Source organism: Pseudomonas fakonensis, from assembly GCF_019139895.1.
Taxonomy (GTDB): Bacteria; Pseudomonadota; Gammaproteobacteria; order Pseudomonadales; family Pseudomonadaceae; genus Aquipseudomonas; species Aquipseudomonas fakonensis.
Genome location: NZ_CP077076.1, coordinates 1,680,376 through 1,706,894, shown reverse-complemented (window position 1 = coordinate 1,706,894; position 26,519 = coordinate 1,680,376). Strand labels below are relative to the sequence as shown.

22 protein-coding genes are annotated in these 26,519 nt (G+C 65.6%); 7 read left to right on the top strand and 15 right to left on the bottom strand.

Going from position 1 to position 26,519, the window contains the following annotated elements; all coding sequences use genetic code 11:
* Window positions 1–127: 127 nt before the first annotated feature.
* The 8 genes from murB to KSS94_RS07700 form a co-directional block, all read right to left on the bottom strand.
* Complete coding sequence (murB, locus tag KSS94_RS07735; protein WP_217842426.1) at window positions 128–1,147, bottom strand: UDP-N-acetylmuramate dehydrogenase; 1,020 nt, start codon at window positions 1,145–1,147, stop codon at window positions 128–130.
* On the bottom strand, window positions 1,144–1,608 hold the full coding sequence (locus KSS94_RS07730; RefSeq protein ID WP_217842425.1) for a low molecular weight protein-tyrosine-phosphatase: 465 nt from the start codon (window positions 1,606–1,608) through the stop codon (window positions 1,144–1,146). Before KSS94_RS07730 ends, murB begins: the two co-directional genes overlap by 4 nt.
* Window positions 1,608–2,372, bottom strand: a complete 765-nt coding sequence (gene kdsB, locus KSS94_RS07725) for a 3-deoxy-manno-octulosonate cytidylyltransferase (protein ID WP_217842424.1) — start codon at window positions 2,370–2,372, stop codon at window positions 1,608–1,610. The genes KSS94_RS07730 and kdsB overlap by 1 nt, the downstream gene beginning before the upstream one ends.
* On the bottom strand, window positions 2,369–2,554 hold the full coding sequence (locus KSS94_RS07720) for a Trm112 family protein (protein WP_003247142.1): 186 nt from the start codon (window positions 2,552–2,554) through the stop codon (window positions 2,369–2,371). Before KSS94_RS07720 ends, kdsB begins: the two co-directional genes overlap by 4 nt.
* Before the next feature lie 40 nt (window positions 2,555–2,594).
* Window positions 2,595–3,599, bottom strand: a complete 1,005-nt coding sequence (lpxK, locus tag KSS94_RS07715; RefSeq protein WP_217842423.1) for a tetraacyldisaccharide 4'-kinase — start codon at window positions 3,597–3,599, stop codon at window positions 2,595–2,597.
* Window positions 3,599–4,033 (bottom strand): ExbD/TolR family protein, encoded by a 435-nt coding sequence (locus tag KSS94_RS07710; protein ID WP_217842422.1) that lies wholly within the window; start codon window positions 4,031–4,033, stop codon window positions 3,599–3,601. The genes lpxK and KSS94_RS07710 overlap by 1 nt, the downstream gene beginning before the upstream one ends.
* Window positions 4,030–4,665, bottom strand: coding sequence for a MotA/TolQ/ExbB proton channel family protein (locus KSS94_RS07705; protein ID WP_028690976.1), 636 nt, complete (start codon window positions 4,663–4,665; stop codon window positions 4,030–4,032). The genes KSS94_RS07710 and KSS94_RS07705 overlap by 4 nt, the downstream gene beginning before the upstream one ends.
* A gap of 297 nt (window positions 4,666–4,962) precedes the next feature.
* Window positions 4,963–7,176, bottom strand: a complete 2,214-nt coding sequence (locus KSS94_RS07700; protein WP_217842421.1) for a DNA internalization-related competence protein ComEC/Rec2 — start codon at window positions 7,174–7,176, stop codon at window positions 4,963–4,965.
* Window positions 7,177–7,319: 143 nt separating this feature from the next.
* Between KSS94_RS07700 and KSS94_RS07695 the strand changes: the two genes are divergently transcribed.
* Window positions 7,320–7,958 (top strand): DUF2062 domain-containing protein, encoded by a 639-nt coding sequence (locus tag KSS94_RS07695; protein ID WP_217842420.1) that lies wholly within the window; start codon window positions 7,320–7,322, stop codon window positions 7,956–7,958.
* Here KSS94_RS07695 and KSS94_RS07690 read toward each other — a convergent pair.
* The 3 genes from KSS94_RS07690 to KSS94_RS07680 all read right to left on the bottom strand — a co-directional run bounded on the left by KSS94_RS07690 (window position 7,842) and on the right by KSS94_RS07680 (window position 10,316).
* Window positions 7,842–8,621 carry an ABC transporter permease gene (locus KSS94_RS07690; protein WP_217842419.1) on the bottom strand — a complete coding sequence of 260 codons (780 nt, stop codon included), beginning with the start codon at window positions 8,619–8,621 and terminating at the stop codon, window positions 7,842–7,844. The two genes, KSS94_RS07695 and KSS94_RS07690, sit on opposite strands and share 117 nt — an antisense overlap.
* Complete coding sequence (locus KSS94_RS07685) at window positions 8,618–9,550, bottom strand: ABC transporter ATP-binding protein (protein WP_217842418.1); 933 nt, start codon at window positions 9,548–9,550, stop codon at window positions 8,618–8,620. Before KSS94_RS07685 ends, KSS94_RS07690 begins: the two co-directional genes overlap by 4 nt.
* A 142-nt stretch (window positions 9,551–9,692) precedes the next feature.
* Window positions 9,693–10,316 (bottom strand): glutathione S-transferase, encoded by a 624-nt coding sequence (locus KSS94_RS07680; protein ID WP_217842417.1) that lies wholly within the window; start codon window positions 10,314–10,316, stop codon window positions 9,693–9,695.
* 430 nt (window positions 10,317–10,746) lie between these two features.
* On the opposite strand from KSS94_RS07680, the gene KSS94_RS07675 reads away from it, so the two are divergent.
* The 6 genes from KSS94_RS07675 (at window position 10,747) to KSS94_RS07650 (ending at window position 16,026) form a co-directional block, all read left to right on the top strand.
* Window positions 10,747–10,974 carry a hypothetical protein gene (locus KSS94_RS07675; RefSeq protein ID WP_217842416.1) on the top strand — a complete coding sequence of 76 codons (228 nt, stop codon included), beginning with the start codon at window positions 10,747–10,749 and terminating at the stop codon, window positions 10,972–10,974.
* On the top strand, window positions 10,971–11,225 hold the full coding sequence (locus KSS94_RS07670; RefSeq protein ID WP_217842415.1) for a DUF3077 domain-containing protein: 255 nt from the start codon (window positions 10,971–10,973) through the stop codon (window positions 11,223–11,225). Before KSS94_RS07675 ends, KSS94_RS07670 begins: the two co-directional genes overlap by 4 nt.
* Before the next feature lie 262 nt (window positions 11,226–11,487).
* Entirely contained in the window at window positions 11,488–13,935 is a 2,448-nt protein-coding gene (locus KSS94_RS07665) for an acyl-CoA dehydrogenase (RefSeq protein WP_217842414.1), read from the top strand.
* Between the two features lie 203 nt (window positions 13,936–14,138).
* The gene (locus KSS94_RS07660) at window positions 14,139–14,549 is read left to right on the top strand and encodes a PA2817 family protein (RefSeq protein ID WP_217842413.1); all 411 of its coding nucleotides are present in this window, start codon (window positions 14,139–14,141) and stop codon (window positions 14,547–14,549) included.
* A 140-nt stretch (window positions 14,550–14,689) separates the two neighbouring features.
* Window positions 14,690–15,232 carry a fimbrial protein gene (locus tag KSS94_RS07655; RefSeq protein WP_217842412.1) on the top strand — a complete coding sequence of 181 codons (543 nt, stop codon included), beginning with the start codon at window positions 14,690–14,692 and terminating at the stop codon, window positions 15,230–15,232.
* Between the two features lie 71 nt (window positions 15,233–15,303).
* Window positions 15,304–16,026 (top strand): fimbrial biogenesis chaperone, encoded by a 723-nt coding sequence (locus KSS94_RS07650; protein WP_217842411.1) that lies wholly within the window; start codon window positions 15,304–15,306, stop codon window positions 16,024–16,026.
* Between the two features lies 1 nt (window position 16,027).
* On the opposite strand, the gene KSS94_RS07645 is transcribed toward KSS94_RS07650, so the two are convergent.
* The 4 genes from KSS94_RS07645 to KSS94_RS07630 all read right to left on the bottom strand — a co-directional run bounded on the left by KSS94_RS07645 (window position 16,028) and on the right by KSS94_RS07630 (window position 26,463).
* Window positions 16,028–17,503: a hypothetical protein gene (locus tag KSS94_RS07645; protein ID WP_217842410.1), complete on the bottom strand. Its 1,476-nt coding sequence runs from the start codon at window positions 17,501–17,503 to the stop codon at window positions 16,028–16,030.
* 57 nt (window positions 17,504–17,560) lie between these two features.
* Complete coding sequence (locus KSS94_RS07640) at window positions 17,561–19,762, bottom strand: autotransporter outer membrane beta-barrel domain-containing protein (RefSeq protein WP_217842409.1); 2,202 nt, start codon at window positions 19,760–19,762, stop codon at window positions 17,561–17,563.
* Window positions 19,763–19,923: 161 nt separating this feature from the next.
* Entirely contained in the window at window positions 19,924–21,924 is a 2,001-nt protein-coding gene (locus tag KSS94_RS07635) for a hypothetical protein (RefSeq protein ID WP_217842408.1), read from the bottom strand.
* A 570-nt stretch (window positions 21,925–22,494) separates the two neighbouring features.
* Complete coding sequence (locus KSS94_RS07630) at window positions 22,495–26,463, bottom strand: RHS repeat domain-containing protein (protein ID WP_217842407.1); 3,969 nt, start codon at window positions 26,461–26,463, stop codon at window positions 22,495–22,497.
* Window positions 26,464–26,519 lie beyond the last annotated feature (56 nt).

Here is a 26,519-nt window from a genome sequence, read left to right as displayed (position 1 = left end):
AGCTGAATGAAAAAGCCCCGCCAGTGCGAACTGGCGGGGCTTTTTCTTTTGGGCTTCTGGCCCTATCGCCGGCAAGCCGGCTCCTACAGGCTTATGCGATCCTTGCCGGCGATAGGGCCGCTACAGGTCAGTACAGGTTCGGCTCCATCTCAAGCCTCACCCCAAAGCGCTCGAGGATATCGGCCTGGATACGCTGCGCCAGCTCATGCAACTGCGCCCCGCTGGCCTGGCCATAATTGACCAGCACCAACGACTGCAACCGATGCACCCCGGCATCGCCATCGCGATGCCCCTTCCAGCCCGCCTGCTCGATCAGCCAGCCAGCCGCCAGCTTCACCTGGCCATCGGCCTGTGGATAACCCACCAGGGTCGGGTACTGCCCGCGAATGCGCTCTGCCAGCTCAACCGGCACCACCGGGTTTTTGAAGAAACTCCCGGCATTACCCAGCTCGGCCGGGTCCGGCAGTTTTTCGCGGCGAATGCTGCAGATCGCCTCGCTGATTGCCTTTGCAGTAACCTGCTCGACGCCCTGCTCCACCAGGCGCTGACGCACCGGGCCGTAGTCCAGGTGCGCCTGCAAGCTACGCTGCAAGGCAAAGCGCACCCGCAGGATCAGCCAGCGGCCAGGCTCACGCTTGAACAGGCTGTCGCGGTAGCCAAAGGCGCATTCAGCCAGCGAGAAGTCGCGCAGCTGGCCCGTTTCACGGTCCAGCGCGGTCAGCCCGGCGAACACGTCCTTGATCTCCACCCCATAGGCACCGACGTTCTGCATGGGCGCAGCACCCACGGTGCCGGGGATCAGGCTGAGGTTCTCCAGCCCGCACAGGCCCTGCTCCAGGCTCCACTGCACGAACGGGTGCCAGGGCTCGCCGGCCTCGGCCTCCACCACCACCCGTTCGCCATCGTCACTGAGCAGGCGCCGGCCACGGCTGGCCATGTGCAGTACCAGGGCGTCGATATCGCGGGTCAGCAGCAAATTGCTGCCGCCGCCGACCACCAGCACCGGCAGTTGCCGCGCGGCGGCCTCGGCCAACGCCTGGCGTGCCTCGGCGTCGTCACGGGCCTGGGTGAAGTAGCGTGCGCGCACGTCGATGCCAAAGGTGTTGTAGGGCTTGAGCGAAACCTGCTGCTGCCAGTTGCTGCTCATAACCGCCCCTTGATTTCCACCACCAGCGCCTGGCACGCCGCCTCGATCAGGTCCAGGACCTGCTCGAAGCCTTCGGTGCCGCCATAGTACGGGTCGGGCACTTCATCCAGCGCCGCGCCGTAGCGGCGCAGGAACAGGTCGAGCTCGCCACGGGCAGTGTGCGGGCGCAGGGCCTGCAGGTTGCCCAGGTTGCTCTTGTCCATCGCCAGCACCAGGTCGTACTCATCGAAGTGCGCCGCCTTGACCTGCTGCGCGCGCTGGCGCGACAGGTCATACCCGCGAGCCAGCGCCGCCTGGCAGGTACGCCTGTCGGGGGCCTTGCCCACGTGCCAGTCGCCAGTACCGGCCGAGGCCACGTGCACCACCTCAGCCAGCCCTGCGGCCTGCAACTGGTGACGCAGCACGCCTTCGGCGGTGGGCGAGCGGCAAATGTTGCCCAGGCAGACGAACAGAACGCGCATCAGGCCTCCAGCAAGCGCCGCACGCGCTCCAGGTCTTCAGGGGTGTCGACGCCCACGGCAGGCGCTTCGATGGCATCGGCCACATGAATGCGCACGCCATGCCACAGGGCGCGCAGTTGCTCCAGCGCCTCGGTTTGCTCGAGCCAGCACGGGCCCCAGCTGACGAAGTCCTGCAAAAAGCCCACGCGGTAGGCGTACATGCCGATATGCCGGCGGTACGGCACGCCTTCGGGCAGTTGCTCGCGGCTGTTGGCGAAGGCGTCGCGCGCCCAGGGCAGCGGCGCGCGGCTGAAGGTCAGGGCCAGGCCGTGCTTGTCGCTGGTAACCTTGACCGCGTTGGGGTTGAACACGGTTTGCGGCTCGTGGATCGGCTCGGCGAGTGTCGCGATGCCGGCTTCCGGATGCGCCGCCAGGTTGGCCGCCACCTGGTCGATGATCACCGGCGGAATCAGCGGCTCGTCGCCCTGCACGTTGACCACGATGGCATCGGCGGCCAGGCCCAGTTGGGCGGCCACCTCGGCCAGGCGGTCGGTGCCCGACTCGTGGTCGGCGCGGGTCAGCAGCACTTCGGCGCCAAAGGCCTGGCAGGCCTCGACGATGCTGCTGTCGTCGGTGGCGATGACCACGCGCTCGGCGCCGCTCTTGCGCGCCTGCTCCCACACATGCTGGATCATCGGCTTGCCAGCGATCGCCAGCAACGGCTTGCCCGGCAGGCGCGTGGAGCGCAGCCGGGCAGGAATCACCACGGTGAAGGCCAGGCTCATTTGTCCAGGCGCTCGTCGTCGGTCAGGGTGCGCGCTTCGCTTTCCAGCATCACCGGGATGCCATCGCGGATCGGGTAGGCCAGGCCCGCGCCCTTGCTGATCAGCTCGGTCTTGTCGGCGCTGAGCTTGAGCGGGCCTTTGGTGATCGGGCAGGCCAGGATATCGAGCAGTTTGGTGTCCATGGGGGCTCCTTGAGGCCAATGGCCAGAAAGTGAAAAAGGCTCAGAAACGGCCGGGCAGCAGGCGGCGCAGCTGGCCGTCGAACCAGGCCACGAAGGCCGCTGACGGCAACGCATCGACCGCCAGGTACCACCAGTCATCGGCGGCGAACGGCCGGCATTTCACCGCATCCTTCTCGGTCATCACCAGCGGCAGCGGCGGGCTGAACGACAGCACCTCGCGGCTGTAGGGCGCATGGTCGGCGAACGGGTGCGGCACTGGCTGCCAGTCTAGCGCCAGCAGGGTGTTGAAGAAACGTTGCGGGTTACCAATGCCGGCCACGGCATGCATGGCCTGGCCAGCAGGAAACAGGTCAAGGGCGCGGCGCTCGCCAGTTTTGAGGTTGACCAGCGCGCTGGGCTGCAGGCCAAAGGCAAAGCCCTGCTCGCGGTCGGCCGCAGCGCCGTTGAACAGCACCGCATCGGCCGCCTGCAGGCGCTCGGCGGGCTCGCGCAAAGGGCCTGCCGGCAGGCAACGGCCATTACCCAGGCCGCGGGCGGCGTCGATCAGCACCAGCTCCAGGTCGCGGGCCAGGCGGTAGTGCTGCATGCCGTCGTCGCACAGGATCAGGTCCGGCGCATCACTGGCCAGCAACGCCTGCACCGCGCGGGAACGGTCGGGGTCGATCATCAGTGCCACGCCGGTGCGCTGCACGATCAGCAAAGGCTCGTCGCCGGCCTGTTCAGCCGGCTGGTCGGCGGCGACACGCCAGGGGTGGTGCGGCGGCTTGGCGCCATAACCGCGGCTGACCACACCCACCTTCAGCCCCTGCTGGCGGCAATGTTCGATCAGCCAGAGGATCATCGGTGTCTTGCCGGTACCGCCGACGGTGATGTTGCCCACCACGATCACCGGCACCGGGGCGCGGTAGCTGGCGCTTGCGCCGCTGATGAAGCGCGCGCGCTTGCGCGTCACCACGCGGCGGTACAGCGCCTCCAGCGGGCGCAGCAGGGCCAGGGCCGGGTGGCCCTGGTACCAGGCTGCGAGCAGGCGGTCGGCGAAGGCCATCAGGGGTTGCCCTGCGCGGCCTCGACGGTGGTCATGCGCAACTTGCTGAAGCCGAGCTTGCCGGCCGCATCCATTGCGGTGATCACCGCCTGGTGCGGGGTCTTGCCGTCGGCGCTGATGGCCAGCGGCAGGTTGGTGTCGCCGCCGGACTCCTTCTGGATGGCCTCGGTGAGGGTGTCCAGGTCGCTCTTGGGCAGCAGGTGGTTGTTCACCGAGTACACGCCGTCGGCGCTGATGGTGATCTCGACCAGCTTGCCTTCATCGGGCTGCCCCGGGGTGGCGCTGGCCGCCTCGGGCAGCTCGACGCGCAGTTGCGTCTCGCGGGTGAAGGTGGTGGTGACCACGAAGAACAGCAGCAGCACGAACACCACGTCGATCAACGATGCCAGGTTGATATCGACGTTCTCGCGCTGACGGTTGCGCCGAAACTTCACGCCTTGCCTCCGGCCACTTCCACTTCACGGTCGCCCTGCAGCACTTCCACCAGCTTGATCGCCTCCTGCTCCATGCCCACCACCAGCTCGTCGATGCGGCGCAGCAGGAAGCGGTGGAAGAACACCGCCGGGATACCAACCATCAGGCCGGCCGCCGTGGTGACCAGGGCCTTGGAAATACCACCGGCCAGCACTGCGGCGTTGGCGGTCATCTGCGAGCCCATGAAGGCGCTGAAGATGTCGATCATGCCCAACACCGTGCCCAGCAGGCCCAGCAGCGGGGCCATGGCGGCGATGGTGCCGAGGGTGCTGATGTAGCGCTCCAGCTCGTGGATGACCCGCGAGGCGGCCTCCTCGATGCACTCTTTCATGATTTCACGGCCATGGCGCGAGTTGGCAAGGCCCGCGGCGAGGATCTCGCCCAGCGGCGAATCGGCGCGCAGGGCCTTGAGCTTGTCACTGGTGAGTTGCTTGTCCTTGATCCACATCCACACCTGGCCCAGCAAGTGCGGCGGGGTGACGCGGCTGGCGCGCAAGGTCCACAGGCGTTCGACGACGATCGCCATGGCGGCGATGGAGCTCAGGATGATCGGCAGCATCATCCAGCCACCAGACTTGACCAATTCCCACACAGTAAGCATCCCCTCGGAAAAAGGCCGCCACTCTACCATAGGCGCGCGGGGGGCTCATCTGCCGGAGGTCAGGGAATGCTGCTGATGGCCCTATCGCCGGCAAGCCGGCTCCTACAGGTACAGCACAGGCGCCATGGCCATGCGGTCCATGTGGTCCATGTGGGAAGCGGCCTTGTGTCGCGATGGGGCGCGAAGCGGCCCCTCGATCTCGACCTCATGCAAAATAGCCGGGGCTGCTTTGCAGCCCATCGCGACACAAGGCCGCTTCCCACAGAGATCGCGCACGCTGCCGGATCATCAACTGCCTCCCCCCTCCCGCCAAAACCTGCGCCCGGCCCGCTCCCCCACCACACCGCCCTGGCTGCCCAAGCGCAACCCCAGCGCACCGTCAAGCGCCGTGTCATGCACCTGCACCCCATGGCGCCCATAGCGCTCGATCACCTGCGCATGCGGGTGCCCAAAGCTGTTGTGCCGCCCCCGCGATATCAGCACCCCACGCGGCGCCAGGGCCTGGATGAACGGCTCAGTGGACGACGACCGGCTGCCATGGTGCGGCGCCTGCAGCCAGTCGATGCGGGTATCGGCGTTACTCGCAAGCCAGGCCCGCTCGGCACCGGCCTCCATGTCGCCGGCCAACAGCAGGCGCTCGCCGCCCGCCTGCACCCGCAGCACACAGGAGCGCTCGTTGCTCGACGGCCCCTGCGGCCAATGCCACAGCTCGAACGCCACGCCATCCCACTGCCAGCGCTCACCGCTGCTGCAAATCGCCCCGCCGGTGCCCTCCCCGCCCAGCTCGCGCAACACGGGCAGGCCCCGGCGAATGGCGCCGGCGCCACCGGCATGGTCGGCATGGGCATGGCTGACCAGCAGCAGGTCCAGCTGTCTCACCCCCAGCTTGCGCAAGGTCGGCAGCACCACGCTTTCGCCCAGGTCGCTGTCGCCCTGCGCCGGCCCTGCGTCGTACAGCAGGCTGTGCTGGCGGGTGCGCAGCAGTACCGCCAGGCCCTGGCCGACATCCAGCTGCCACACCTGCACCTGGCCATGGGGCACCTGCTCACGCGGCGCCCACAGCGCCAGCAGCAGCATCGCCCCCGGCAAACGCAGCGGCACCCCGGCAGGCAACAGCACCAGCAGCGCGCCCAGGCACACCAGCAGCCAGGCCCACAGCGGCAAGGGCTCGGGCACCCAGGGCGGGTGCTGCACGGCCACCCAGCCCAGCACGCTGAACAGCCCGTCCAGCGAAAAACCGGCCAGCCACAACAGCCCCTCCCCGCCCAACGGCACCGGCAACAGCGCAGTACCCAGCAGCGCCGGTGGCAGTACCGCCAGGCTCAGCCAGGGCACCGCCAGCAGGTTGGCCAGCGGCGCCGTGAGGCTGACCGGCAACCCCAACGCCAGCAGCAACGGCAGCAGGCCCACGGCAATCACCCACTGCGCCCGGGTCCAGGCCTGCCAGGGCCGCCAGGCACCTAGCCGGGCCGAAAAGCACAGCGCCAGCACCGCCACCGCGCCGAACGACAGCCAGAACCCCGGCAACAGGCTGGCCAGCGGCTCCACCAGCAACACCCCGAGTAACGCGATCAGCAGCGGCGTAGCGGCGCCCAGGTGACGAAAGCGCAAGCGCCACAGCAACACCACCGCCAGCATCAGGCAGGCACGCTGCACCGGCACGCCAAAGCCCGCCAACCAGCCATAGGCCAGCGCCGCCGTCAGGGCCAGGCCGCAGGCCCAGGGCAGCCAGGGCATCCGCGCAGGCCACAGGCCAAGCCGCGCCATCCCCGCCACAAGGCCATAGACCAGCCCCGCCAGCAGGCCGATATGCTGGCCGGAGATCACCAGCAGGTGCACCGTGCCGGTGGCCTGCAGGGTGTTCCAGTCGTCCCGTGCCAGCCCGCTGCCATCGCCCAGCACCAAGGCCGCCAGCACCGCCTCGCGGCCATGGGCATCGGTGGCCAGCAAGCGCTGGCGAATGCCGTCGCGCCAACTGACCGCCGCCTCCCCCACACGCTCGCCGGCCTTGACCGTGCCGGTGGCACCGATGCGCCGCGCCAGCAGCGAGGCCTCGCGGTCCGGCCCGTGGGGGTTGAGCAGCCCGTGGGGGCGGCGTAGGTTGACCGCCAGGCGCCAGCGCTCGCCCGCGCGCAGCTCGGGGCCGTCGAACCAGCTCAGTTGCAGGCGTTGCGGCAATACCAGCTCGCCGCGGCGTGACCAGGGCTGTTCCAGCTCGAAGCGCACCCCCTGCCCGGTACGCGCCGGCAAGCCGGTCACCTGCCCCTCCAGCCACAAGGTGCGGCCGTCCAGCTGCGCGGCCAGGCGGCCATCCAGTGCCTGCTGCGCCGACCAACAGGCCCAGCAGGCGCCCAGCACCAAGCAACCCAGCGGCCACAGCCGTGTACGCAGGCAGGCAAGCGCCAATATCAGTAGGAGGATCAGCCAGCCGACCGATGGCAAGGCGGGTAGAAGGCGCAGGCTGAGCAGCCCGAGCGCCAGCGCAAGCATCCCTGTGCGCATGAGTTAGAGCTCCAGAAGCAAAAAGCCCCCTGAGGCTTAGCCGATTCTGGTGGAAAGCTTGCTCAACAATTGTCACAAAGTCTGAACAAGGCCGGGTTTCAATGAAGGCATACTGAGCGCCTTAACGCCCGCCGGGAGCCCACATGCCGCGCCGTCTGTTCAAACGCTACATGCCGGACCCGACCAGTATCCGGGAACACAAGTCGTTACGCTTTTTCGGCAAACTGCTGCACGACCCGAACCTCTGGCACCTCAACCGGCACTCGGTGGCGCGGGCCATGGGCGTGGGTTTGTTCGCCGCACTCATCCCCATCCCCATGCAAATGCTGCTGGCCGCCGCCCTGGCCATTCCGGTGCGCGGCAACCTGCCGATTGCGGTCAGCCTGGTGTGGCTGACCAACCCGCTGACCATGCCACCGGTGTTCTTCGTCACCTACATGACCGGCGCCTGGCTGATGGGCGTACCGCCGCGCACGCTGCCTGAAGAAATCACCGTCGACTGGGTCACCGACCAGCTGGCCACGCTATGGCAGCCATTTTTGCTGGGTTCGGTGGTATGCGGGGTGGTGCTGGGGGTACTGGCCTACTTCACCACCCAACTGTACTGGCGCTGGTGGGTGGGCCGGCAGTGGCGCCGGCGCCAGTGTCGCTGTGCTGCAAAGGCCTCAGGCGCGCATGCCGCGACCGCTGACCAGCAGGCGCACGCACAGCACGTAGAGCACCGCAGTGGCCACCAGCATGAAGGTGATCGCCGTGCCAATGCTGATATCCGACACCCCTAGAATGCCGTAGCGGAACGAGTTGACCATGTGCAGCACCGGGTTGGCCAGCGACACGGTCTGCCAGAACGGCGGCAGCAGGGTGATGGAGTAGAACACCCCGCCCAGGTAGGTCAACGGCGTCAGCACGAAGGTCGGGATGATCGAAATATCATCGAAGTTACGCGCGAACACCGCGTTGACGAAGCCCAGCAGCGAGAAAATGGTCGCGGTCAGCAGCACCACCACCACGGTCACCCCCAGGTGATGCACCTGCAAGTGGGTGAAGAACAGCGACAGGAAGGTCACGATCACCCCCACCGCCAGCCCGCGCAGCACACCGCCCAGCACGTAGCCGATGAGGATGGTGTGGGGTGACACCGGCGACACCATCAGCTCCTCGATGGAGCGCTGGAACTTGCTGCCAAAGAAGCTCGACACCACGTTGCCGTAGGAGTTGGTGATCACCGACATCATGATCAGCCCCGGCACGATGTACTCCATGTAGGTGAACCCGCCCATGTCGCCGATCTGCCGGCCGATCAGGTTCCCGAAGATCACGAAGTACAGCACCATGGTGATCGCCGGCGGCAGCAGGGTCTGCGGCCAGATGCGCAGGAAGCGCCGCACTTCGCGGTAGACGATGGTGTTCAGGGCCACCCAGTTGGTGCGCAGTTCGATACTCATACCGCCACCTTCGACAGGTTCTTTTCCACCAGGCTCACGAACAGTTCCTCAAGGCGGTTGGTCTTGTTGCGCAGGCTCTGCACCTCGATGTTGTTCAGCGCCAGCTGGCCGAACAGCGCGGTGATGCCGATGTCCTTGTCCACCTGCACTTCAAGGGTGTGCGGGGTGATCAGCCGGCACGGGTAGCCCTGCAGCACGGGGGCAGCAGGCAGGTCCTGCTTGAGGTCGAGCACGAAGGTCTCCACATGCAGCTTGCCCAGCAGCTGGCGCATGCTGGTGTTCTCGACGATGGTGCCGTGGTCGATGATGCCGATGTTGCGGCACAGCTGCTCGGCCTCTTCGAGGTAGTGGGTGGTGAGGATGATGGTGATGCCTTTCTGGTTGAGCTCGGTCAAGAAGCTCCACATCGAACGGCGCAGCTCGATGTCCACGCCGGCAGTCGGCTCGTCGAGAATCAACAGCCGCGGCTCGTGGATCAACGCACGGGCAATCATCAGGCGGCGCTTCATGCCGCCGGACAACGCGCGGGACGGCACATCACGCTTGTCCCACAGGCCCAGTTGGGTCAGGTACTGCTCGGCGCGTGCCTTGGCCACCTTGGGCGGGATGCCGTAGTAGCCGGCCTGGGTGACGACGATGTCGAACACCTTCTCGAACTGGTTGAAGTTGAACTCCTGGGGCACCACGCCCAGGCAGCGCTTGAGCGCCGCAGGCTCGCGGTCCAGGTCGTGGCCGAACACATTGACCGTGCCGCTGGTCTTGTTCACCAGGGTGGAAAGGATGCCGATGGTGGTGGACTTGCCGGCGCCGTTGGGGCCAAGCAAGGCGAAGAAGTCACCTTCGGCGACGTCCAGGTCGATGCCCTTGAGGGCCTGGAAGCCGTTGCCGTAGGTCTTGGTCAGCTGTCGGATGGACAGGGCAGAACTCATAGCGGGTCAGGTACCGAAAAAAGGGTCGGGACACGCCAGGCAACGTCACTGGCGCAATGAGTGCGGCCATGGTGCAAGGCCAGGCCGCACAAGTACAGTCACCTGTATTGATAATGACTATCGAGCTAGCCGTTGTGTTCGCTCAGGTCAGCGCGGTCATCACCGCTGCCTGGTAGGCCGGGCGCTGCTTGAGGCGTTGGTACCAGGCTTCGAGGTGGTGCATGGCCGGGCGCTCGATGGGCATCTCGAACCAGGCGTAGATGAAGCTGCCCAATGGGATGTCGCCCATGCCGATCTGGTCACCGGACAGGTAGGGTTGTTTGCTCAAGGTTTCGTCGGCGATGGCCAGCAGTTGCGCGCACTGCTTGTGTGCGGCGTTGATCGCCACCCAGTCGCGCTGGTCTTCGGGGGTGCGCAGCAGGCCCCAGAACAGCGGGCGGAAGGGGGTGGCAAAGGACGAGGTGGTCCAGTCCATCCACTTGTCGGCCAGGGCGCGCTGGCGCGGGTCGTCCAGGTACCAGCCCTGTTCGCTGCCGTACTCGGCGCACAGGTAGCGCACGATGGTGTTGGACTCCCACAGGGTCAGGTCGCCGTCTTCGAGCATGGGCACCAGGCCGTTGGGGTTAAGGGCGCGGTAGTGCGGCTCGTTGACCACGCCAAAGGCGCCACCGGCGTCGATGGCCTCGAAGTCCAGGCCCAGTTCGTGGGCGGCCCACAGTGCCTTGCGTACGTTGCTCGAGTTCTTGCGGCCCCAGATCTTCAGCATGACGACGTCCTTATGTGTGTGCAGGGTGCAGAGTCTACTCCATGTGAGGGCCCTATCGCCGGCAAGCCGGCTCCTGTAGGAGCCGGCTTGCCGGCGATAGGGCCCTCAGCCTGTAAGACATTTCCCAACCTGAAACCAAATGCTTCAGCCCAAACACGCTTCGGAACTATCCTACGCACTTGCCGGAAGCAGCCGCGTTGTCGGGGAAATCATCCGGGGATAACTTCACCCGGTCGCCACATTTGGTGACCGGGTGTGAGAACCCGACGCCCCACATCGAAAGCCGCTCTGCTCTATGGCAGCCGTGCGCGGGCAGGTTCGTCCTGACCGGTTTTCCTTGTGGCCGGGTTCTCACCCCTCGCACGGTTGCCACCCAATCCTGTGAGAACGATCAGGTAGCAACTCCAGCTAAAACATAAGGAGTTCCACCATGAAAAAACTGGTCCCCGACCCACCCCGCTTCATCCCAGCCCCCCACTTGACCCAGGCCCAGCTGGAAACCGAAAAAGCCAACCTGGCCACCTGCCTGGTCGACACCCTCGACCTGCACGCCGCCGCAGCCCCGGGCCCGGAGCGCGACAACCTGCTGCAGGCCAGCACCTACCTCGCCGAACTGGCCAGCGCCCTCAACCGCTACCGCCCCGGGGCGCAACCATGAGCGCCTTGCCTGCTACCTGGACAACCGCCGGGCGCAGCGAATGCCTGGAGCTGTACCAGGTGCGCCCGGGCGTGCCGTTCGAGGATGCCTTCAGCGAGCTGTCGGTGCTGCTGGGCTGCATTCGCCACCTCACCTGCGAGGCCGAAATGGATGGCAGCGTGCTGGCGGGCAGCTCGGCGCGCATCCTCAGTGCCATGGCCAAGGCGTTGATCGATGACATGGAATTGGGGATGAAGCGCCGGCCCGGCTGACCAGGCCAGACGCGGCCCCTGTAGGAGCGGCCTTGTGTCGCGAAAGGGCTGCAAAGCAGCCCCGGCGATTTTGCATGATGTCGAGATCCCGGGGCCGCTGCGCGGCCCTTTCGCGACACAAGGCCGCTCCTACAGGTTATGGCGAATGGCCGAACTTACGCCCCCTCCCCCCGGTCTGTGTTCAAACAAGGCCACCCCCGGCAATGCGTCTAAGCTCTGTGGGTTCGGCTGAACACCCCCAGGTTTCCATGGAGGAAAGCTCATGTTGCTGTTGTGGTTGCTGGTCCTGTTGCTCGGCGCTGTCTACCTCACCCACCGGCGCCTGCCGCCGTTGCAGATCCTTGGCGCGATGGCCGCCTTCACCTTGCTGATGGGCATCTTCAGCAGCGCCCCCGGCTGGCTGCTGACGCTGATCTGGCTGGTGATCGCCGTCAAGGTGGCCTTCGTCACCCTGCACGCGCAGCGCCGCGCGCTGTTCACCGCGCCGGTGTTCAAATGGTTCCAGCGCACCCTGCCGCCCATGTCGCAAACCGAGCGCGAAGCCATCGACGCCGGCACCGTGTGGTGGGACGGCCACCTGTTCAGCGGCCGCCCGGACTGGAACACCCTGTTCGACTACCCGGCTCCAGCCCTCACCGAGGAAGAACAGGCCTTCATCGACGGCCCCACCGAACAACTGTGCGCCATGGTCAGCGACTGGCAGATCGGCCAAGACCTGGACCTGCCGCCCGAAGCCTGGGCGCATATCAAGCAGCATGGCTTCTTCGCCCTGATCATCCCCAAAGAGTACGGCGGCAAAGGCTTCAGCGCCTACGCCCACTCGCAGGTGGCGATGAAGCTGGCCACCCGCAGCGGCGATCTGGCCTCCACGGTGATGGTGCCCAACTCCCTGGGCCCGGCCGAGCTGCTGCTGCACTACGGCACCGATGCACAGCGCGACCACTACCTGCCGCGCCTGGCCCGCGGCGACGACATCCCCTGCTTCGCCCTCACCGGCCCCCTGGCCGGCTCCGACGCCGGCGCCATGCCCGACACCGGCATCGTCTGCAAGGGCCAGTGGCAGGGTGAAGAAGTCATCGGCCTGCGCCTGAACTGGGAAAAGCGCTACATCACCCTGGGCCCGGTGGCCACCTTGCTGGGCCTGGCGTTCAAGGCCTACGACCCGGACCACCTGCTGGGCGACGACGAAGAACTGGGCATCAGCCTGGCGCTGATCCCCACCGACACACCCGGCGTTGACATCGGCAAGCGCCACCTGCCCCTGGGCGCAGCCTTCATGAACGGCCCCAACAGCGGCAAGGACGTGTTCGTGCCGCTGGCCATGCTGATCGGCGGCCAGCAGATGCTCGGCAAGGGCTGGATGATGCTGATGAACTGCCTGTCGGTGGGCCGTTCCATCTCGCTGCCCGCCGTGGGCACCGGTGCGGCCAAGTACACCAGCCTGGTCACCGGCCAGTACGCCCGGGTACGCGAGCAGTTCAACGTGCCGCTGAACGCCTTCGAGGGCATTCAGGAGTCGCTGGCGCGCATCGGCGGCAACGCCTGGCTGATGGACAGCGCCCGCCTGCTCACCGCCCAGGCAGTGGACCTGGGCGAAAAACCCTCGGTGCTGTCGGCGATCCTCAAGTACCACCTCACCGAGCGCGGCCGCGAGTGCATCCAGCACGCCATGGACGTGCACGGCGGCAAGGGCATCATCCTGGGCCCGAACAACTACCTGGGGCGCAACTGGCAGGGCGCGCCGATTTTCATCACGGTCGAGGGCGCCAACATTCTCTCGCGCAACCTGATGATCTTCGGCCAGGGCGCCATCCGCTGCCACCCGTTCGTGCTGCGGGAAATGGCCCTGGCCGGGCGCGAAGACCACGACCAAGCGCTGCGCGAGTTCGATGACCTGCTGATGCAGCACATCCTGTTCGCCGCCGGCAACGCCGCCAGCACCCTGGTGCTGGGGCTGGGCCTGGGGCATTTCGAGAAGGTCCCGGGCGATGCCCTGAGCCAGGGTTACCTGCGCGCCCTCAACCGCCAGGCAGCGGCCTTTGCCCTGCTCGCCGACCTGTCGATGATGCTGCTCGGGGGTGCACTCAAGCGCCGCGAACGCCTGAGCGCGCGCCTGGGCGATGTGCTGAGCTACCTGTACCTGGCCTCGGCCGCGCTCAAGCGCTACCACGACCAAGGCTCCCCCGAGCACCTGCAGCCGCTGCTGCGCTGGGCCCTGGAAGAAAGCCTGGGCAAGGCCGAGCAGGCCCTGGACGCGCTGCTGGACAACTTCCCCAACCGCTTCGTCGGCTGCGCCCTGCGGCTGCTGGTGTTCCCGCTGGGCCGCCGGCATGCCGGGCCCAGCGATGAACTGGACGCCGAGGTGGCCGCGCTGATCGGCCGCAACCAGGGCGATGCGGCGCTGGAAGAACTGCTGGCCGGCTGCTACCGCCCGCAGGCCGACGGCGACCCGGTGGCGGCACTGCAACGGGCCTGCGACCTGCTGGATGAAGTGGCGCCGTTGCAGGCCACGCTGCACAAGGCACTCAAGGAGGGCCAGGTTAAACCTGAGCCCGGGCAACCGGTGATCGAGGCGGCAGTGGCAGCCGGCGTGCTGCAGCCAGAAGAAGGTCAACGCCTGCACGCCGCCGAGCAGGCCCGGCGACGGGTGATCGATGTCGATGCGTTCGACAAGGAGCAGTTGCTGGCGGCAGCGGGCAAGGTGCGCTGAGCCGGCCTCACGCTGCCCCCTGTAGGAGCCGGCTTGCCGGCGATAGGGCCGCATCAGGCGACACGAGGCTGAGGCGTGTGTCGCCAATACCGGCCTCATCGCCGGCAAGCCGGCTCCTACCGGTACGGCGCCAACCTGAAGCGGGTTTGCCCCGCGATTGGCGTATACTGCGCGGCTGTATCGAACCACCGAGGACCACCCCCATGGCCAACCCCCACCTGGAATACCACCTGCAACTGCTGCACCACCTGCGCACCATCCTGGCCGCGCTGGGCGAGGCCGAACAGGTGCCCGAGGAGAGCCACGCCCTGTTCCTCGAACGCTACGACGAGCTGCTGAGCCTGCTGCCACAAGACCCGCTGCAAAGCCAGTACCTGGGCCAGGACCTGTTGTGCCAGGTGATCCAGCGCTACCCGCAGATCGCCCACCTGGTGCCGCGGGATCTGCTGTGGTTCTTCGGCGGCGACTGCCTGCACTTCATGCCCGATGACGAGCTCGACCTGTACCAGCAACTGGAAGAGCGCCGCTTCGAAGCCGAACAGAACGACGAGCCGTTCGACTGGCACCAGGAAAAACGTCTGCTGGCAATGCCAGGTGATGGCACCAGCCACTGAGCACGCCTTATCGAAATCCCCTTTGCTTCAAGTCGATTTGCCTTACAGCAACCGCACCCACTCCTCCGTAGTCTTGCCGTCCACCCCGCAGCAGGCGTTGCCTGCTGCCAGGGGTATCCCAAAGACTACGGATGTTCATCATGAAAAAAACGCTGATTGCCCTGGGCCTGACCCTGGGTGCCACCACTGGCATCGCCTACGCAAACCAAGGCACCATCAACTTCCATGGCCAGGTGACCGCTGGTACTTGCTCCATCGAAATCATCGACCCGGTGACTGGCCTGCCACTGAGCCGCGTGTTCATGGGTAACGTGCCCGCCAGCAAGTTCACCGCCATCGGTATCGAGTTCGGCAGCCGTGCGTTCTCCATGCGGGTCACCCCAGGCACCAACTGCGACACCACCGGCAAAACCGGCGTGGTGACCTTCACCGGCGCCTATGGCGCGGCTGGCGCAGGCAGCGACCTGCATGCCCTGGAGCCCGGCAGCACGACCGGCCTGGCCCTGGCGATCAAGGACCGCAACAACAACCTGATCGCCAACGGTGACGATTCCATCGACTACGACCTGGACGAAACGGATCCGACCGACATGCTGTTCTCGGCTCACTACCGCTCCATCGCCGCACCCGTCGCCCCTGGCCCGGCCAACACCGATGTCGCCTACGTGTTCACCCTGAAGTGATCCCCACGCCAGGCCAGGCCTCCCCCCTGGCCTGGCGTGTTTCTGCCGCCACGCATCCCTATGGTCCTGCCATGAAACCGCTTACCACCCGCCTGCGCCGCACCCTGCTGCCGCTGGCTCTCGCTGCCTCGCTGCCCAGCGCCGAGGCGGCCCTGACCATCAATGCCACCCGTGTGGTCCACCCCAGCGATGCCCGTAGCTCGTCGGTGGTGGTTGCCAACCCGAGCAACCGCCCGTTCGCCGTGCAGACCTGGGTCAACGCCGAGCCGGATGACACCCTGACCGCCACACCGCTGATGCCAGCCCCGACCCTGTTCCGCCTCGACCCAGGCCAGGAGCAGATGGTGCAGATCAATCGCCTGCCCAACGACCTGCCGCAGGATCGCGAGTCGCTGTTCTATTTCAATGTCCAGGAAATCCCCCAGCAGGTCGATGGCGGCGACAACGTGCTGAACATCGCCCTGCGCACGCGCATCAAGCTGTTCCATCGCCCCAGCCAGCTGCCAGGCAAGCCGGAAGACCAGTTGCAAAACCTGGCCTGGTCGCTGCAAAGCCTCGACGGCAAACCACACCTGGTGGTCGACAATGCCTCGCCCTACCACTACACCTTCAACCACCTGCGCCTGGCCGGCGCAGGCCAGCCGCTGGACCTGCAAGCCACCGCCATGGTGGCGCCCTTCGCCCGCCAGGCTTACCCGCTGCCAGCAGGCCAGGCGCACCCGACCCGGGTCACCTTCGCGATCATCAACGACTACGGTGGCGTCTCTGCCGAGCACAGCCGGGACATCCGCTGAATCAGTCAACCAGCCGCAGTTGCAGTTCAAAGCTCGGGATGCTGGGCCAGGTGAGGCCGGCATCCAGGCTGACGCTCACCTGCACCCGCAACGGGCTGCCCAGGGCCAGCCCTTCCAGGAACGTCCTGGGTACCGTCCATGCCGCTGTGCCACCGAGCATTTCGGCGTCGATTTCCGCCTGGGTAACAGGGTGGGCGTCGAGCACCGGGTATTCGACACCCGGCCCCAGCATGCGCACCCTGACCCGCTGGTCGGTGCTGATCAACGGCCAGGCCCGTTGGCTGATATGGGCGGCCCCCACCACCTTGGCCAGGCTCAGGATGTCAGCGTCGGCCTCCAGTACCTGTGGCGGCGGCGCGTATGGCTTGTAGGGCAGAACCCTGACCAGGCGCCGGCTCGACTCATCGTTGGTGGCCTTGTAGTACAGCGGCAGGGTCAGGCCGCTGTGGGCGGCCAGGCGCTGATAGGGAATGCTGAACACCCGGGTACCGGGGCTACCCACCAGGGTCGCGGCCCCTGTCGTGCCGGGCGTCCCCCACTGCATTTCGACCGGCTCCTGGCTGCCCACGCCGGCGTCGTCCGGAATACGCGCCTCCAGCTCGCCGCGCAGCGTATCCAGATCGAGCGTCACGGTTTCACCGCTACCCGAAGCTTTCGCCAGTTCCGGCCAGGACAACGGACGCGGTGCGGCCGTGGCCTTGACCACCAGGGTCACCACGCCAGAGGCGCGGCTCGGGTTGCCGGCCCGGTCGGTGATGCGATAGTGCAGGTGGCGGTCACCGTCCCCGCGGTCGCGGATCAGGTCGCCGGTAACCACCAGTTGCACGGGCACGCCAAGGTCGTCGACGGTCAGCACCTGTTCACCGGCCAGGTCGTCATCGCCCGGCAGGCGATCCCAGTAATAGCGAATCTGGTCACCCACCTCCGGCGTGAGGTAGCCGGGCACCTGCGCCAGCAACTGGTCGCCGTTGTTCTCCAGGTACTCCACCGTCACGCCATCGGCGATGACCTGCGCATCGAGCAGCAGGCGATCGTCGGGCGTGGCCAGGGCGGGAGCGGTCTGGTCGATGGTCAGGGTCAAGGCATGCGACTTGCCGAGCGCGCCGTTATAGAGGGTCACCTCATAGCGCAGCAGCGGGCTGCCCTCGACCAGATAGCGAACGGGAACATCGAACAACAGGTCCGCCGGCGCAACCGGTACCGTCCAGCGCTTGTCGAAGATCACCTGTCCGTCCCAGAACACCTGCAAGGTTTCCTCGCCCCGTTCAGGCTGGGAGATCGGCCACATGGGCACTTCGACCCGCAGTGGCTGGCCCAGGGCGCTGACCGGTAACAGGTTCGGCTGGCCACCCGGTACGTCTGCAAGCTGCCCCGGCACCACTGGCAGCGGCAACAGGTCGTCGAATGCAGGGGTTGCTTGAGCCCCGCCTGTGCGCTTGCAGCAACTCCAGATCCAGCACGCGATTCGCTTGAACATGAACGCTCACTCCACAGACAAAAAAAAAGGGAAGGCCTGTGCCTTCCCCCCTTCCCCTCACCAGCTGTAGTGCAGGCCGACGTTGGCCCCCCAAGGCTGCTCGATACGCTCACCGTTGCTGTAGTCGAAGTCGGCATGCACCTGCCAGCGCTCGGCGAACGACAACGCCACCCCCACGCCAAGCTCCCCCCGGGACCCGGCAATGTCGTCGCTGAAACCATGGCCATTGACCTTGGCGCCATTGTTGGCCGCGAACTCGTGGGCCAACGCCGCACGCACGTAAGGCTGTGCGATACGCCCTTCGCCCAGGTCGAAGTTGCGACCGAGCGTGGCGCCCACCTTGCCGAGCAAGGACTGGGTATTGTCACCCTCGACCCGCAGGCCGTTGTCCAGGCGGTAGCTGGCACCCTGGATATCGACCGCCGACCACTGGGTGTAGGGCTCGACGAAGTAGCCATCCCCCAATGGGATAGTGCGGCCAAACTCCAGCGAGGCACCGATACCGTGGTTGCGGTAGTCACCGTTGGTGCGGGTGCCGTCGCTGAGGTTGACTTCACTGCTGTTGTCGAAGCGGTTGAGCTTGGCCACACCGTCGAAGTAGTAGCCGCTGGCGGCATCCAGCCAGGTGGCGTAGAGGCCCAGGTAGTAGCTCTTGACCTGGCCGCTGGCGCCGCGGGTGACGTTCAGCTCGGAATTGCTGTGGCCGGCCATCACACCCACCAGCCACTGACCGTCACCGTAGGGCAGCGGCGCATCGGCGCCCAACGAGAAGCCCTGCTGCACCTGCGAATAGGCCGCGCCGGAGGCCGGCGACACATTGAACTTGTTGCCGTAGGTACGTACCCAACCGCCGGACTTGCGCTCATCCAGGCGCAGCTCGCCCATGCGGCTGCGCAGGGTGCTCAGCTCGCCGTACCACACCGTCGGCGCGGTGTTGAACAGCGCCAGGGCCGAGGCGGTGCCGGGGCTGATGATCTGCCGCGAGCCATCGAGGAACCAGTCGTTGCCGCGCTGCACCAGCTCGTAGGAGAACGCGCCGATGTCCACCGGGCCGTTGACCAGCGAGAATTTCGCATCGCCAGCATCGGCATGCACCAGGTGCAGCGGGTTCTGCTCGGACGGCTCGTTGCCGCTGCTGCCCACCAGCAGGCCGTGGTTGCCGGTGGCATTGCCGATGTTCAGGAAGTCGGTCTGGCCGGTGGAAAAGTCGGCGTCCATGACGAAGGTGCCATTGCCACTGAGGGTGCCAAGGTCCAGTCTCAGGTACTCGGTTGGCGCACCGAAGCGCACCACCCCGTCATTCATCGCCAGGGCACCGACCTGGCTATCCTCGACCATGATCCAACTGGCCTGGCTGTTGAGGGTCAGGCCGGCGACATTGACCAGGCGACCCGTCAGGTTGGCCTGGTTTTCCAGGGTCAGGTTGGCAGTGGAACCGGCATCGGCCACCACGTCGCCGACCAGTTGGCTGGCATCGACCCGCATGTTCGCCGTTGAGTTGTTGCTCACCTGCAGCAACACGCCATCGCCCCCCACCAGGCTTGAGCCCGGGCCGATGACGATGTTCGCCGTGGCGGGGTCGAAACCGCTGGCCCCCACCAGGATGGCCGGGCCAGTCAAGCCCTCCACCCGGGTACCGACCAGGGTCACGTCGGCTGCGCCGCCGGTGTTGTCGCCCCCCAGCTCCAGGCCGGCACCGCCGCCGATCAGGCTGCTGTTCTGCGCGGCCAGCACGCCACTGCCGACCACGGTCACCGCCGCTGACACGCCCCCGCCGACCAAGGTACTGCCCAGCACGCTCAAGCTCGACCCGGAGCCCAGCGCAGCGGCGCCATTGGCACCCTCTACATAGCTGTCACTGACCACCGCCGATGACCCCAGGCCACTGGCATCGCGGTTGAGGCGGATGCCGATGTTGTCCGAGAGCACCCGCGCGTTGTTGCTCAGCGCCGCGCTGCTGCCCGCGGCCAGGCTGATGCCGTCATTGGCCCCGCTGGCATCGATGTTGCCACCGCTCATGGTGAAGGTCGAATTCGACAGGGCCACGACATGGTTGATGGTGGCACCGTTGGCGGTCAGGTTGGCACCGCTGCTCAACTGGTAGTCGTCAGCCGCGTCCGCTGCCGTGATGGTCCGATCACCGACAATGATCGTGGTGGCGCTGGCCAGCGGGCTGATCGCCAGCGCCAGCGGCGCCAGCAGGGCCCAGGTCTGGGCTTGGGCCGGCCAGGATCTTGGACGACAGTGGGTCAGGAACATCGGGTCACACCTCTCATTGCACAGGTCGGCGAACAGGTCGCCACATGGGTTCAAATCGAAAGGCGGCAAACTTAAAGGGACTTACCGACTATTTATGTCGGAAAAGTCCTAACCTTCAGGCGCGCCCGTCCAACGGGCCGCGCCCTCGGTGGTGCGACGGCTCAAGGCAGTGGGCACGCCCCATTGGCATCGTGCATGGCGATATCATTCTCGGCATGCTTGGACACGATCAGCGCATGCACGCCGCGCTTGAGCGAGGTCGGGTCATCGAACTCGTAGGTACAGAAAGCCCGGCCGGAATGGTCGTCTGCATCGAATTCGAAGAGCGGCAAGATGTAGTCATCGTAAGGCTCGACACGCCAGGTGAAGCCCTTGAGCGGGTAGTCGACCCCCAAGGTGATGGTTTCCTCGAAACGGGCGTCCGTGACCTCGGTGTCACCCAGTGCGCCATGCAGGATCCACCACTTCATCGTGACTTCGTCGCCGTCTTGCAGGCCGTACTGGGTCAGGTCTCCTACGTTGACGCGCACGGCCCAGGGCGCCGTGGGGTCGCCGGGGTCGACCAGGGACCGGCAATTCAACCAGCCGTTTTGCAGCCCCTGGAACTCCGGCTGGTCGGGACGCACCACGATAGCCGTCACATCGACATCACGCGGCTTCGATATGGCCTGGTTGGGAACCCCGGGCCGGCTCGCCTCGTAACGCACCGCAACGGTGCCATTGCCGGCACGCTGGATATAGGCCCAGGGGATGGTACGGGTAAGCTTGTCCCCGGCCTGATCGGCAGGCTTGACGGTGTAGTCGGCCTCAACGATATGCTCGCCGTTCCAGTAGAATTCGATGAGGTCTTTGTCCTGCACCCCTGCGTACAGCAGCAGCTCAAGGCGCGCATCCTTGCCATCGTGCTCGGGCAACAGCGTGTTCGGGGTGGTCGAGCCGTCGCCGAAGACATTGCACAACGGCAGCCTCGGGTTGACCGGGTCGGGCCATTCAGGGTCCGGATCAGGGCCTGGGTCGATCGGGCCGAAGGCCTCGAAGTTGACCGTCACCGTGTCCTCCTCGGAGCCCCGGATCTTGCCCCCGCGCAACACGTCGTAGTGCACGAGCATGTCCTTGTCGCCTTCGGCCGGTGTGCCGTAGGCAGCGCGCAGGACCCCCTGCGACACACTGAACACCAGCGGGAATGTCTGGCCTTCGCCGATCGCGCGCTGACCGAGGGGGGCGCCCTGCCAGCTCGCGCTGATTTCGTCGGTAGGTTTCCAGTTGGTGAATTCTGGTATGTGAACCTGCACCCCCAGCATCGCGTCGGCACGGTCGATCAGTCCGTCTGCCGCCAGGGGAACCACCGGCGCCTGCAGGTTGGCCGGCATTGCCCCCAAGGCGACCGATACGCTGGCGGGCAGGGAAAGCCGGCTGATGTTGCCGGCCTTGTCGGTTAGCGCGTATATGGCAACGAATTCGCCATCGCCCTCCTCCTTGATGAAGCTTTCAGGCACCGGCAGGACCTGGTCTGCCGCAGTCACCTCGGCCTTACCCGCTAGCTTCACGTGGGTGGGGTCGTCAGGGACCTCCTTGAGCCAGTAATAGTAGACACAGTCCCCGGCTGAGCGATCCGGATAATCCGGCAGCCGCAGTACTACAGCGCCCACATTGGCGTCGACGACGTCGGCAACGGCAGGGAATTTTTTGGGTATGTTACCTTCATGGGGGGCAACCCGGTCGAAGCGCAATGACAACTCGCCCGATTGGTTTTCTTCGAAGTTATACAACTCTACTTTGCACTGAAACTTATGCGTTCCGTCACCGTAGGCCTCGGAATGTTTATCCAGCTCGATCTCGAGTGGAAAATCTGCCAGATCGCTCTGATTATAGTTATCGGTATGTATGGTTTCCCTGACCGTTCCAAAGATATGCTCAACCGTCAACTTGTCATTCCGGCCTATCGGCGCAAGCCGTGGCCACACCGGCACGGTCAGTACCAACTTCTTGTTCCTGTCAGTCAGCACACTGGCAAAAACGGTATTCTCGCTGTCACCCACCAGAACGTCTGCGGCATCCTTGATGTCCGGTTTATCCCAGTCGTCGGCCTTCGCTCCCCGCCATTTTCGCGCCTCCAGGCGCACGCGTTCGGCCTCGGTTGGTTTGCCATTCGACTTGCACATATGACCTCCGCAATCAATAGATATGACCTCATTCGCAAACACAACCCGCCAATGCTGACGATTCGCAGCGGGCCGACTGCACAACGCGTTGCAGAAAACGCGTGTTCGATAGTGATGTTGACTGGCTGTTATTGAGCGCCCTCTTGCACACACTCACAACTGGCATTTTTATCAGTTTGACAAGTTGTCAAAGCGAGACTAAAGAGCTTCTTTCTCTCGCACCGTTAGTGCTCGGGTGCTCTTTGCCCTGGCGTATCGGCCCCACGTCATGCGGGCCCCCTGGAACTGCGTTTGGTTTGGGCTGTGCGCAGCCCTGTAGGAGCGGGCTTGCCCGCGATGCTGGTGACGCGGTGGATGGCACCGGCGTTGCCGGTGATCGCCGGCAAGCCGGCTCCTACAGGGGCCGCGTTTGGTTTGGGCTGGGCGCGGTCCTGTAGGAGCGGGCTTGCCCGCGATGCTGGTGACGCGGTGGATGGCACCGGCGTTGCCGGTGATCGCCGGCAAGCCGGCTCCTACAGGGGCCGCGTTTGGTTTGGGCTGGGCGCAGCCCTGTAGGAGCGGGCTTGGCGATCAGGCCGAGGGCTGCACCTGGGCATCCTCAGCCGCCATGGCACTGCCGCCCTGGCTGGCCAGCCTGTCCAGCGGGTCGTAGCCGTAATGGGCCTGGGTGGCATCCGCCAGCTCGACCAGCGTCAACTGACCCAGCTCGTTATAGATCAGCACACGCTGGTCCTGGTCAAGGGTGAGGTTGCCGTCCAGGTCGTACTCCAGCGCGATGGCCGCCGGGTAATCGCCGTGGTTGTTGGTGATGCCGGTCAACTGCGCCGGGTCCAGCGGGTTCTCGAACAGGTAATCGGCCCTGTTCCTCGCCTCCCCCCCAGCACCATCGGGGAACCAGGTATCGACCCGGGTGATGTTGTCCAGCGCATCGAAGTAGAACGCCTGGGCGTTGATGGTCTTGCCATAGGGGTCCACCGGCGCCAGCTCGCCTTCGCACTCGTAGTCCTCCAGGCGCCCGCGGTCGTCGTAAATGTAAGACTCCCGGCGCAGGGTGCGACCATCACCGGTGGCGAGGTGGCGCTCGGTCAGACAGTCGGCAGCGTCATACACCTGGGTGAGCACCTGCACCTCGCCCTGCAGCTCGAAACGCCGCTCGATCTCGCGATCGAAGTCGTCATAGCGCAGGAAGGTGCCCAGGCGCTGGCTGGCGTCGGTGGTGACGTAGCTCTGCATGCGGCCGAGTGCGTCGTAGGCGAACTGCGCCTGGGTGGTGCCCAGTTCAGTGCTGCTCAGGCGCCCCGCCTTGTCGTAATGGTAGGCCTGGGTATTGCCCAGCACATCGATATAGGCCAGCTCGCGGCTGCGCAGGCTGGCGCGATAGTGCATGGTGTAGCGGGCATAGGTGTCGCTGCCCTCCTCCTGCACTGTCCGGGTTTCGGACTTCACCTGGCCGGTGCTGAAGTAGGTGCGCTCCAGTACCTTCACGTCGTTGTCCAGGCAGTGGTTGAGCCGCGCGTTCTGCCGGTCGTAATCGAAGTCGAGAGTGCTGCCGCTGATGCGGCGCTGCAACGGCTCCTCACCCAGCTGCGGCTGGTAGAGGTAGTCGATACGCTTGTCGCGAGGGGTGATCACCCAACTGGGCTGACGCTGGCCTGGCAGGTAGTGCAAAGTCCGCTTGCGGCCGCCGGTGATCGACTCGATCATGCGGCCCAGGCCATCGAAGCGCTGCTCGCCGAGCAACAGGCCCTGCACGGCGATACGGGTCGGCAGGTCTTCGCTGCTGTGCTCGGCGTAGTCGCGGTGCACCACGCTGCGATCGGCCAGGGTGTGATCGACCAGACGGTCGAAGGCATCGTAGGCGAACCTCACCGTGGCCTGGCGGGCATCGATCTCGCGCGCAGTACGCCCCAGGCCGTCATAGAAGTACTGGTGGCGACTGACCTGCCTGCCTTGGGTATCGATACGTTGCACTTCGATCGGCTTGTCGAACGCATTGAGCCACTGCAAGGTCTTGCCGCCCTTGGTGGTGCCATCGACGGTCTGCGACCAACTGCTGCGCAACGGCCGCAAGCTGTCGTCAACAACCCGCGCAGCCCCTGCCTCGCGGGCCCTGTGCCGCTTGTGCGGCTGCGCGAGCAAGGTACCGGGCACACTGCCAACCAGGTCGGTCTGTTCCACCTGCATGACGCCGTCGGCGCCGATCTGAGCACAGGGTTGGTTCCAACCGTCGTAGCGAATGGTTTTCACCAGTTCCAGGGTGACCGGCAGCAGCGGCCCTTCAGGGTTGCCTGGGTCGGGCTCATCGAGCCAGTCATGCTCGACTTCCTCCACCAGGTTGCCGAACACATCGTAACGGGCGCTGTAGTTGACCCGGAACTGCTCGGCACGCTTGGTATCCTGGGCATCGGCATCGTGACGCTCGGTCCGGATCGGGCGGTTCAGGCCATCGAGCACGGCCCGGGTGGCCACCCCCTTGACGTTGACCTCGGTCTGCAGCGCCTGCTGCCCAGCGCTGGACACCAACTCATAACTGTAGCTACGCCAGGCACGGTAGGCCGGGTCATTGGGCGACACGGTCTCACGGGTGACGCGGCGCAGGGCATCGTATTCGTAGGCAATTTCCACATCGTTGTCATCGCGGTTGAGCAACGGCTCGTCGATGAGCATGCTCTGGCGCAGGCTGATCTGCTTGATCGAGTTGCGAGGTTCGGCTTCACCTTCGACGGGCTGGTCGTGGTCGAAGCCGGTCAGGGTCTGCAGGGTGTGCAGCACGGTGTCGTTATCTTGCGCCTGGTACTCAAACTCGGTCAGGGTCAGGGTTTCGGGCTTGTCATGCATCACCACGGTCTGGCTTTGCACCAGGCCGTGGCGCATCAGGTCCTTGGGCAGCGACAGGTAGCTGTAACGGGTATCGCGCAAGGTACCAGGGGCGCCCTCCTCGGCCAGGGTCTCCTGGCTCACCTGCAGCCAGTACTCGCCCACTGCCCGGCGCAGGGTGCGCTGGCGTGACGGCAGTACGCTGTCGTGCTGAGCATGGCGATAGAGCGTGCGCAACACCGGGGCCGGAGGCTGGCTCTCGAACTGGGTCGAAGGGTGGACGGTCTGGCTCTTGAGGCTGCGCACAAAACCATGGGGGTCTGCCGGACAGTCGCTGCCGCTGCCCGCCGCCGGGTAGTATTCGCTGACGGTGCGCACCCCGCTGGGCTGAACGTCCACGGTCGGGTTGCCGAAGTCGTCGAACCAGGTTTCGCTTCGCTCGGAGCGCGCATTGCCGGGGGCATCACGCAAGTACCACTGTTCATCCACCCACTTGGGCAGTTGGAAGAATCGCTCCTGCAACTGGAAGCTGACACTGGCGTTGCCGTGGTAGGTGGTGTCGGTCTGGGTCACGAACCATTGCTGGCGGGGCTGGCCCGGGTTGTCATGCTGCTGGGTCTCGCCCTGTTGCTCGGTCACCTGCTGGAGCATCAGATGGTGACGGTCGTACACCCGCTTGATCCTGCGCACCACTGCACCTTGCCCGTACAGCTCTTCGACAGAGCTGAACTCATAGCTGGCGCCGGCGTTGTAAAGGTTGTCCTCGCCTTCGACCCACCTGACCGTGCTGTTGCCGGCCATGAAGTTCTCGGCGCTGTAGGTCCACTGCGTCTGCAAGGTCGGCTGCCCGCCACCGGGGTCTAGCGTGTGGCTCCCGACCCGCGGCAGTCGCTCGCGGGGGGCGCCTGTGGGCAAGCGATGGCCTTCAGCGTCATAGGCGAGGGTTTCCAGGCTGCCGGTCGGGGTGGCCACACTGGCCAGGCAAGTCATGCCCTGGGTGCTGGCATCATTGAGGTAGGTGAAGCGCCAACTGCCCTGCTGGTCAGGCAGCAGCACGCGGTTCACCAGGCGCCCGGCCAGGTGCACCGCGTAGCTGGCGAGCGGTTTGCCGCCGACACCGGCATTGGGGTGCAGGTGCAGGTTGTAGAGGTTGGTACTAGCGTACTCCACCTGCAACAGCTGCACACCGCTGGCATCGTGGATGCTGGCCAGGCATTGGTGAGTGCTGCCCGCTGGCCGGGTGTAGCCCAGCTCGATCCAGTGCCCGGAAGGGGCATACACCCGGTGCGGCAGTGCCACTTTGACGCCATCGCTGCTCAGCGTGCGCAGGTGCTCCACCAGGCCGGACTTGTGCACCACACGGTAGTTGTTCGCATCATCCTGGAAGAAACGAAAACTGATGAGCTTCTGCTCATCGATGCGGGCCGGCTGCACCGCAGTGCTGTTGACCACGAACTGCTCGCCGGTGTGCAGCGACAGGGCACGGGTAGTCGGTACGTACTGGCTGAGGTTGATGTTCCAGCCCTTGCCGAAACCACTGTCCTCGATATTGAGCGGGTTGTACGCCAGTTGCAGTGGCAGCTCCGGCCCGCGCAGCTGGTTGGCCGGCAACCTGGGCAACTGGATGGCCAAGGTGTACTGGCCGGTGCGCGGGTCGACCGCATTGTTCATGAAGCTCATGAAGTTGAAGGCGTTGGAATGCACGACGGACTCGGTAGTCATCGTAATGAACCTCTTGGTAGGGTCAGTGGGCGCCGCCTTGCTGGTGCAAGGCGGCG

Bases quoted from the DNA above. Each gene is read 5' to 3' on its own strand.
- KSS94_RS07645 (WP_217842410.1), bottom strand. From the start codon at position 17,503: ATGTTCAAGCGAATCGCGTGCTGGATCTGGAGTTGCTGCAAGCGCACA.
- KSS94_RS07660 (WP_217842413.1), top strand. From the start codon at position 14,139: ATGGCCAACCCCCACCTGGAATACCACCTGCAACTGCTGCACCACCTG.
- kdsB (WP_217842424.1), bottom strand. From the start codon at position 2,372: ATGAGCCTGGCCTTCACCGTGGTGATTCCTGCCCGGCTGCGCTCCACG.
- lpxK (WP_217842423.1), bottom strand. From the start codon at position 3,599: ATGGCCTTCGCCGACCGCCTGCTCGCAGCCTGGTACCAGGGCCACCCG.
- KSS94_RS07700 (WP_217842421.1), bottom strand. From the start codon at position 7,176: ATGCGCACAGGGATGCTTGCGCTGGCGCTCGGGCTGCTCAGCCTGCGC.
- KSS94_RS07680 (WP_217842417.1), bottom strand. From the start codon at position 10,316: ATGCTGAAGATCTGGGGCCGCAAGAACTCGAGCAACGTACGCAAGGCA.
- KSS94_RS07675 (WP_217842416.1), top strand. From the start codon at position 10,747: ATGAAAAAACTGGTCCCCGACCCACCCCGCTTCATCCCAGCCCCCCAC.
- KSS94_RS07670 (WP_217842415.1), top strand. From the start codon at position 10,971: ATGAGCGCCTTGCCTGCTACCTGGACAACCGCCGGGCGCAGCGAATGC.
- KSS94_RS07665 (WP_217842414.1), top strand. From the start codon at position 11,488: ATGTTGCTGTTGTGGTTGCTGGTCCTGTTGCTCGGCGCTGTCTACCTC.
- KSS94_RS07730 (WP_217842425.1), bottom strand. From the start codon at position 1,608: ATGCGCGTTCTGTTCGTCTGCCTGGGCAACATTTGCCGCTCGCCCACC.
- KSS94_RS07630 (WP_217842407.1), bottom strand. From the start codon at position 26,463: ATGACTACCGAGTCCGTCGTGCATTCCAACGCCTTCAACTTCATGAGC.
- KSS94_RS07695 (WP_217842420.1), top strand. From the start codon at position 7,320: ATGCCGCGCCGTCTGTTCAAACGCTACATGCCGGACCCGACCAGTATC.
- KSS94_RS07635 (WP_217842408.1), bottom strand. From the start codon at position 21,924: ATGTGCAAGTCGAATGGCAAACCAACCGAGGCCGAACGCGTGCGCCTG.
- KSS94_RS07720 (WP_003247142.1), bottom strand. From the start codon at position 2,554: ATGGACACCAAACTGCTCGATATCCTGGCCTGCCCGATCACCAAAGGC.
- KSS94_RS07690 (WP_217842419.1), bottom strand. From the start codon at position 8,621: ATGAGTATCGAACTGCGCACCAACTGGGTGGCCCTGAACACCATCGTC.
- KSS94_RS07685 (WP_217842418.1), bottom strand. From the start codon at position 9,550: ATGAGTTCTGCCCTGTCCATCCGACAGCTGACCAAGACCTACGGCAAC.
- KSS94_RS07655 (WP_217842412.1), top strand. From the start codon at position 14,690: ATGAAAAAAACGCTGATTGCCCTGGGCCTGACCCTGGGTGCCACCACT.
- murB (WP_217842426.1), bottom strand. From the start codon at position 1,147: ATGAGCAGCAACTGGCAGCAGCAGGTTTCGCTCAAGCCCTACAACACC.
- KSS94_RS07650 (WP_217842411.1), top strand. From the start codon at position 15,304: ATGAAACCGCTTACCACCCGCCTGCGCCGCACCCTGCTGCCGCTGGCT.
- KSS94_RS07640 (WP_217842409.1), bottom strand. From the start codon at position 19,762: ATGTTCCTGACCCACTGTCGTCCAAGATCCTGGCCGGCCCAAGCCCAG.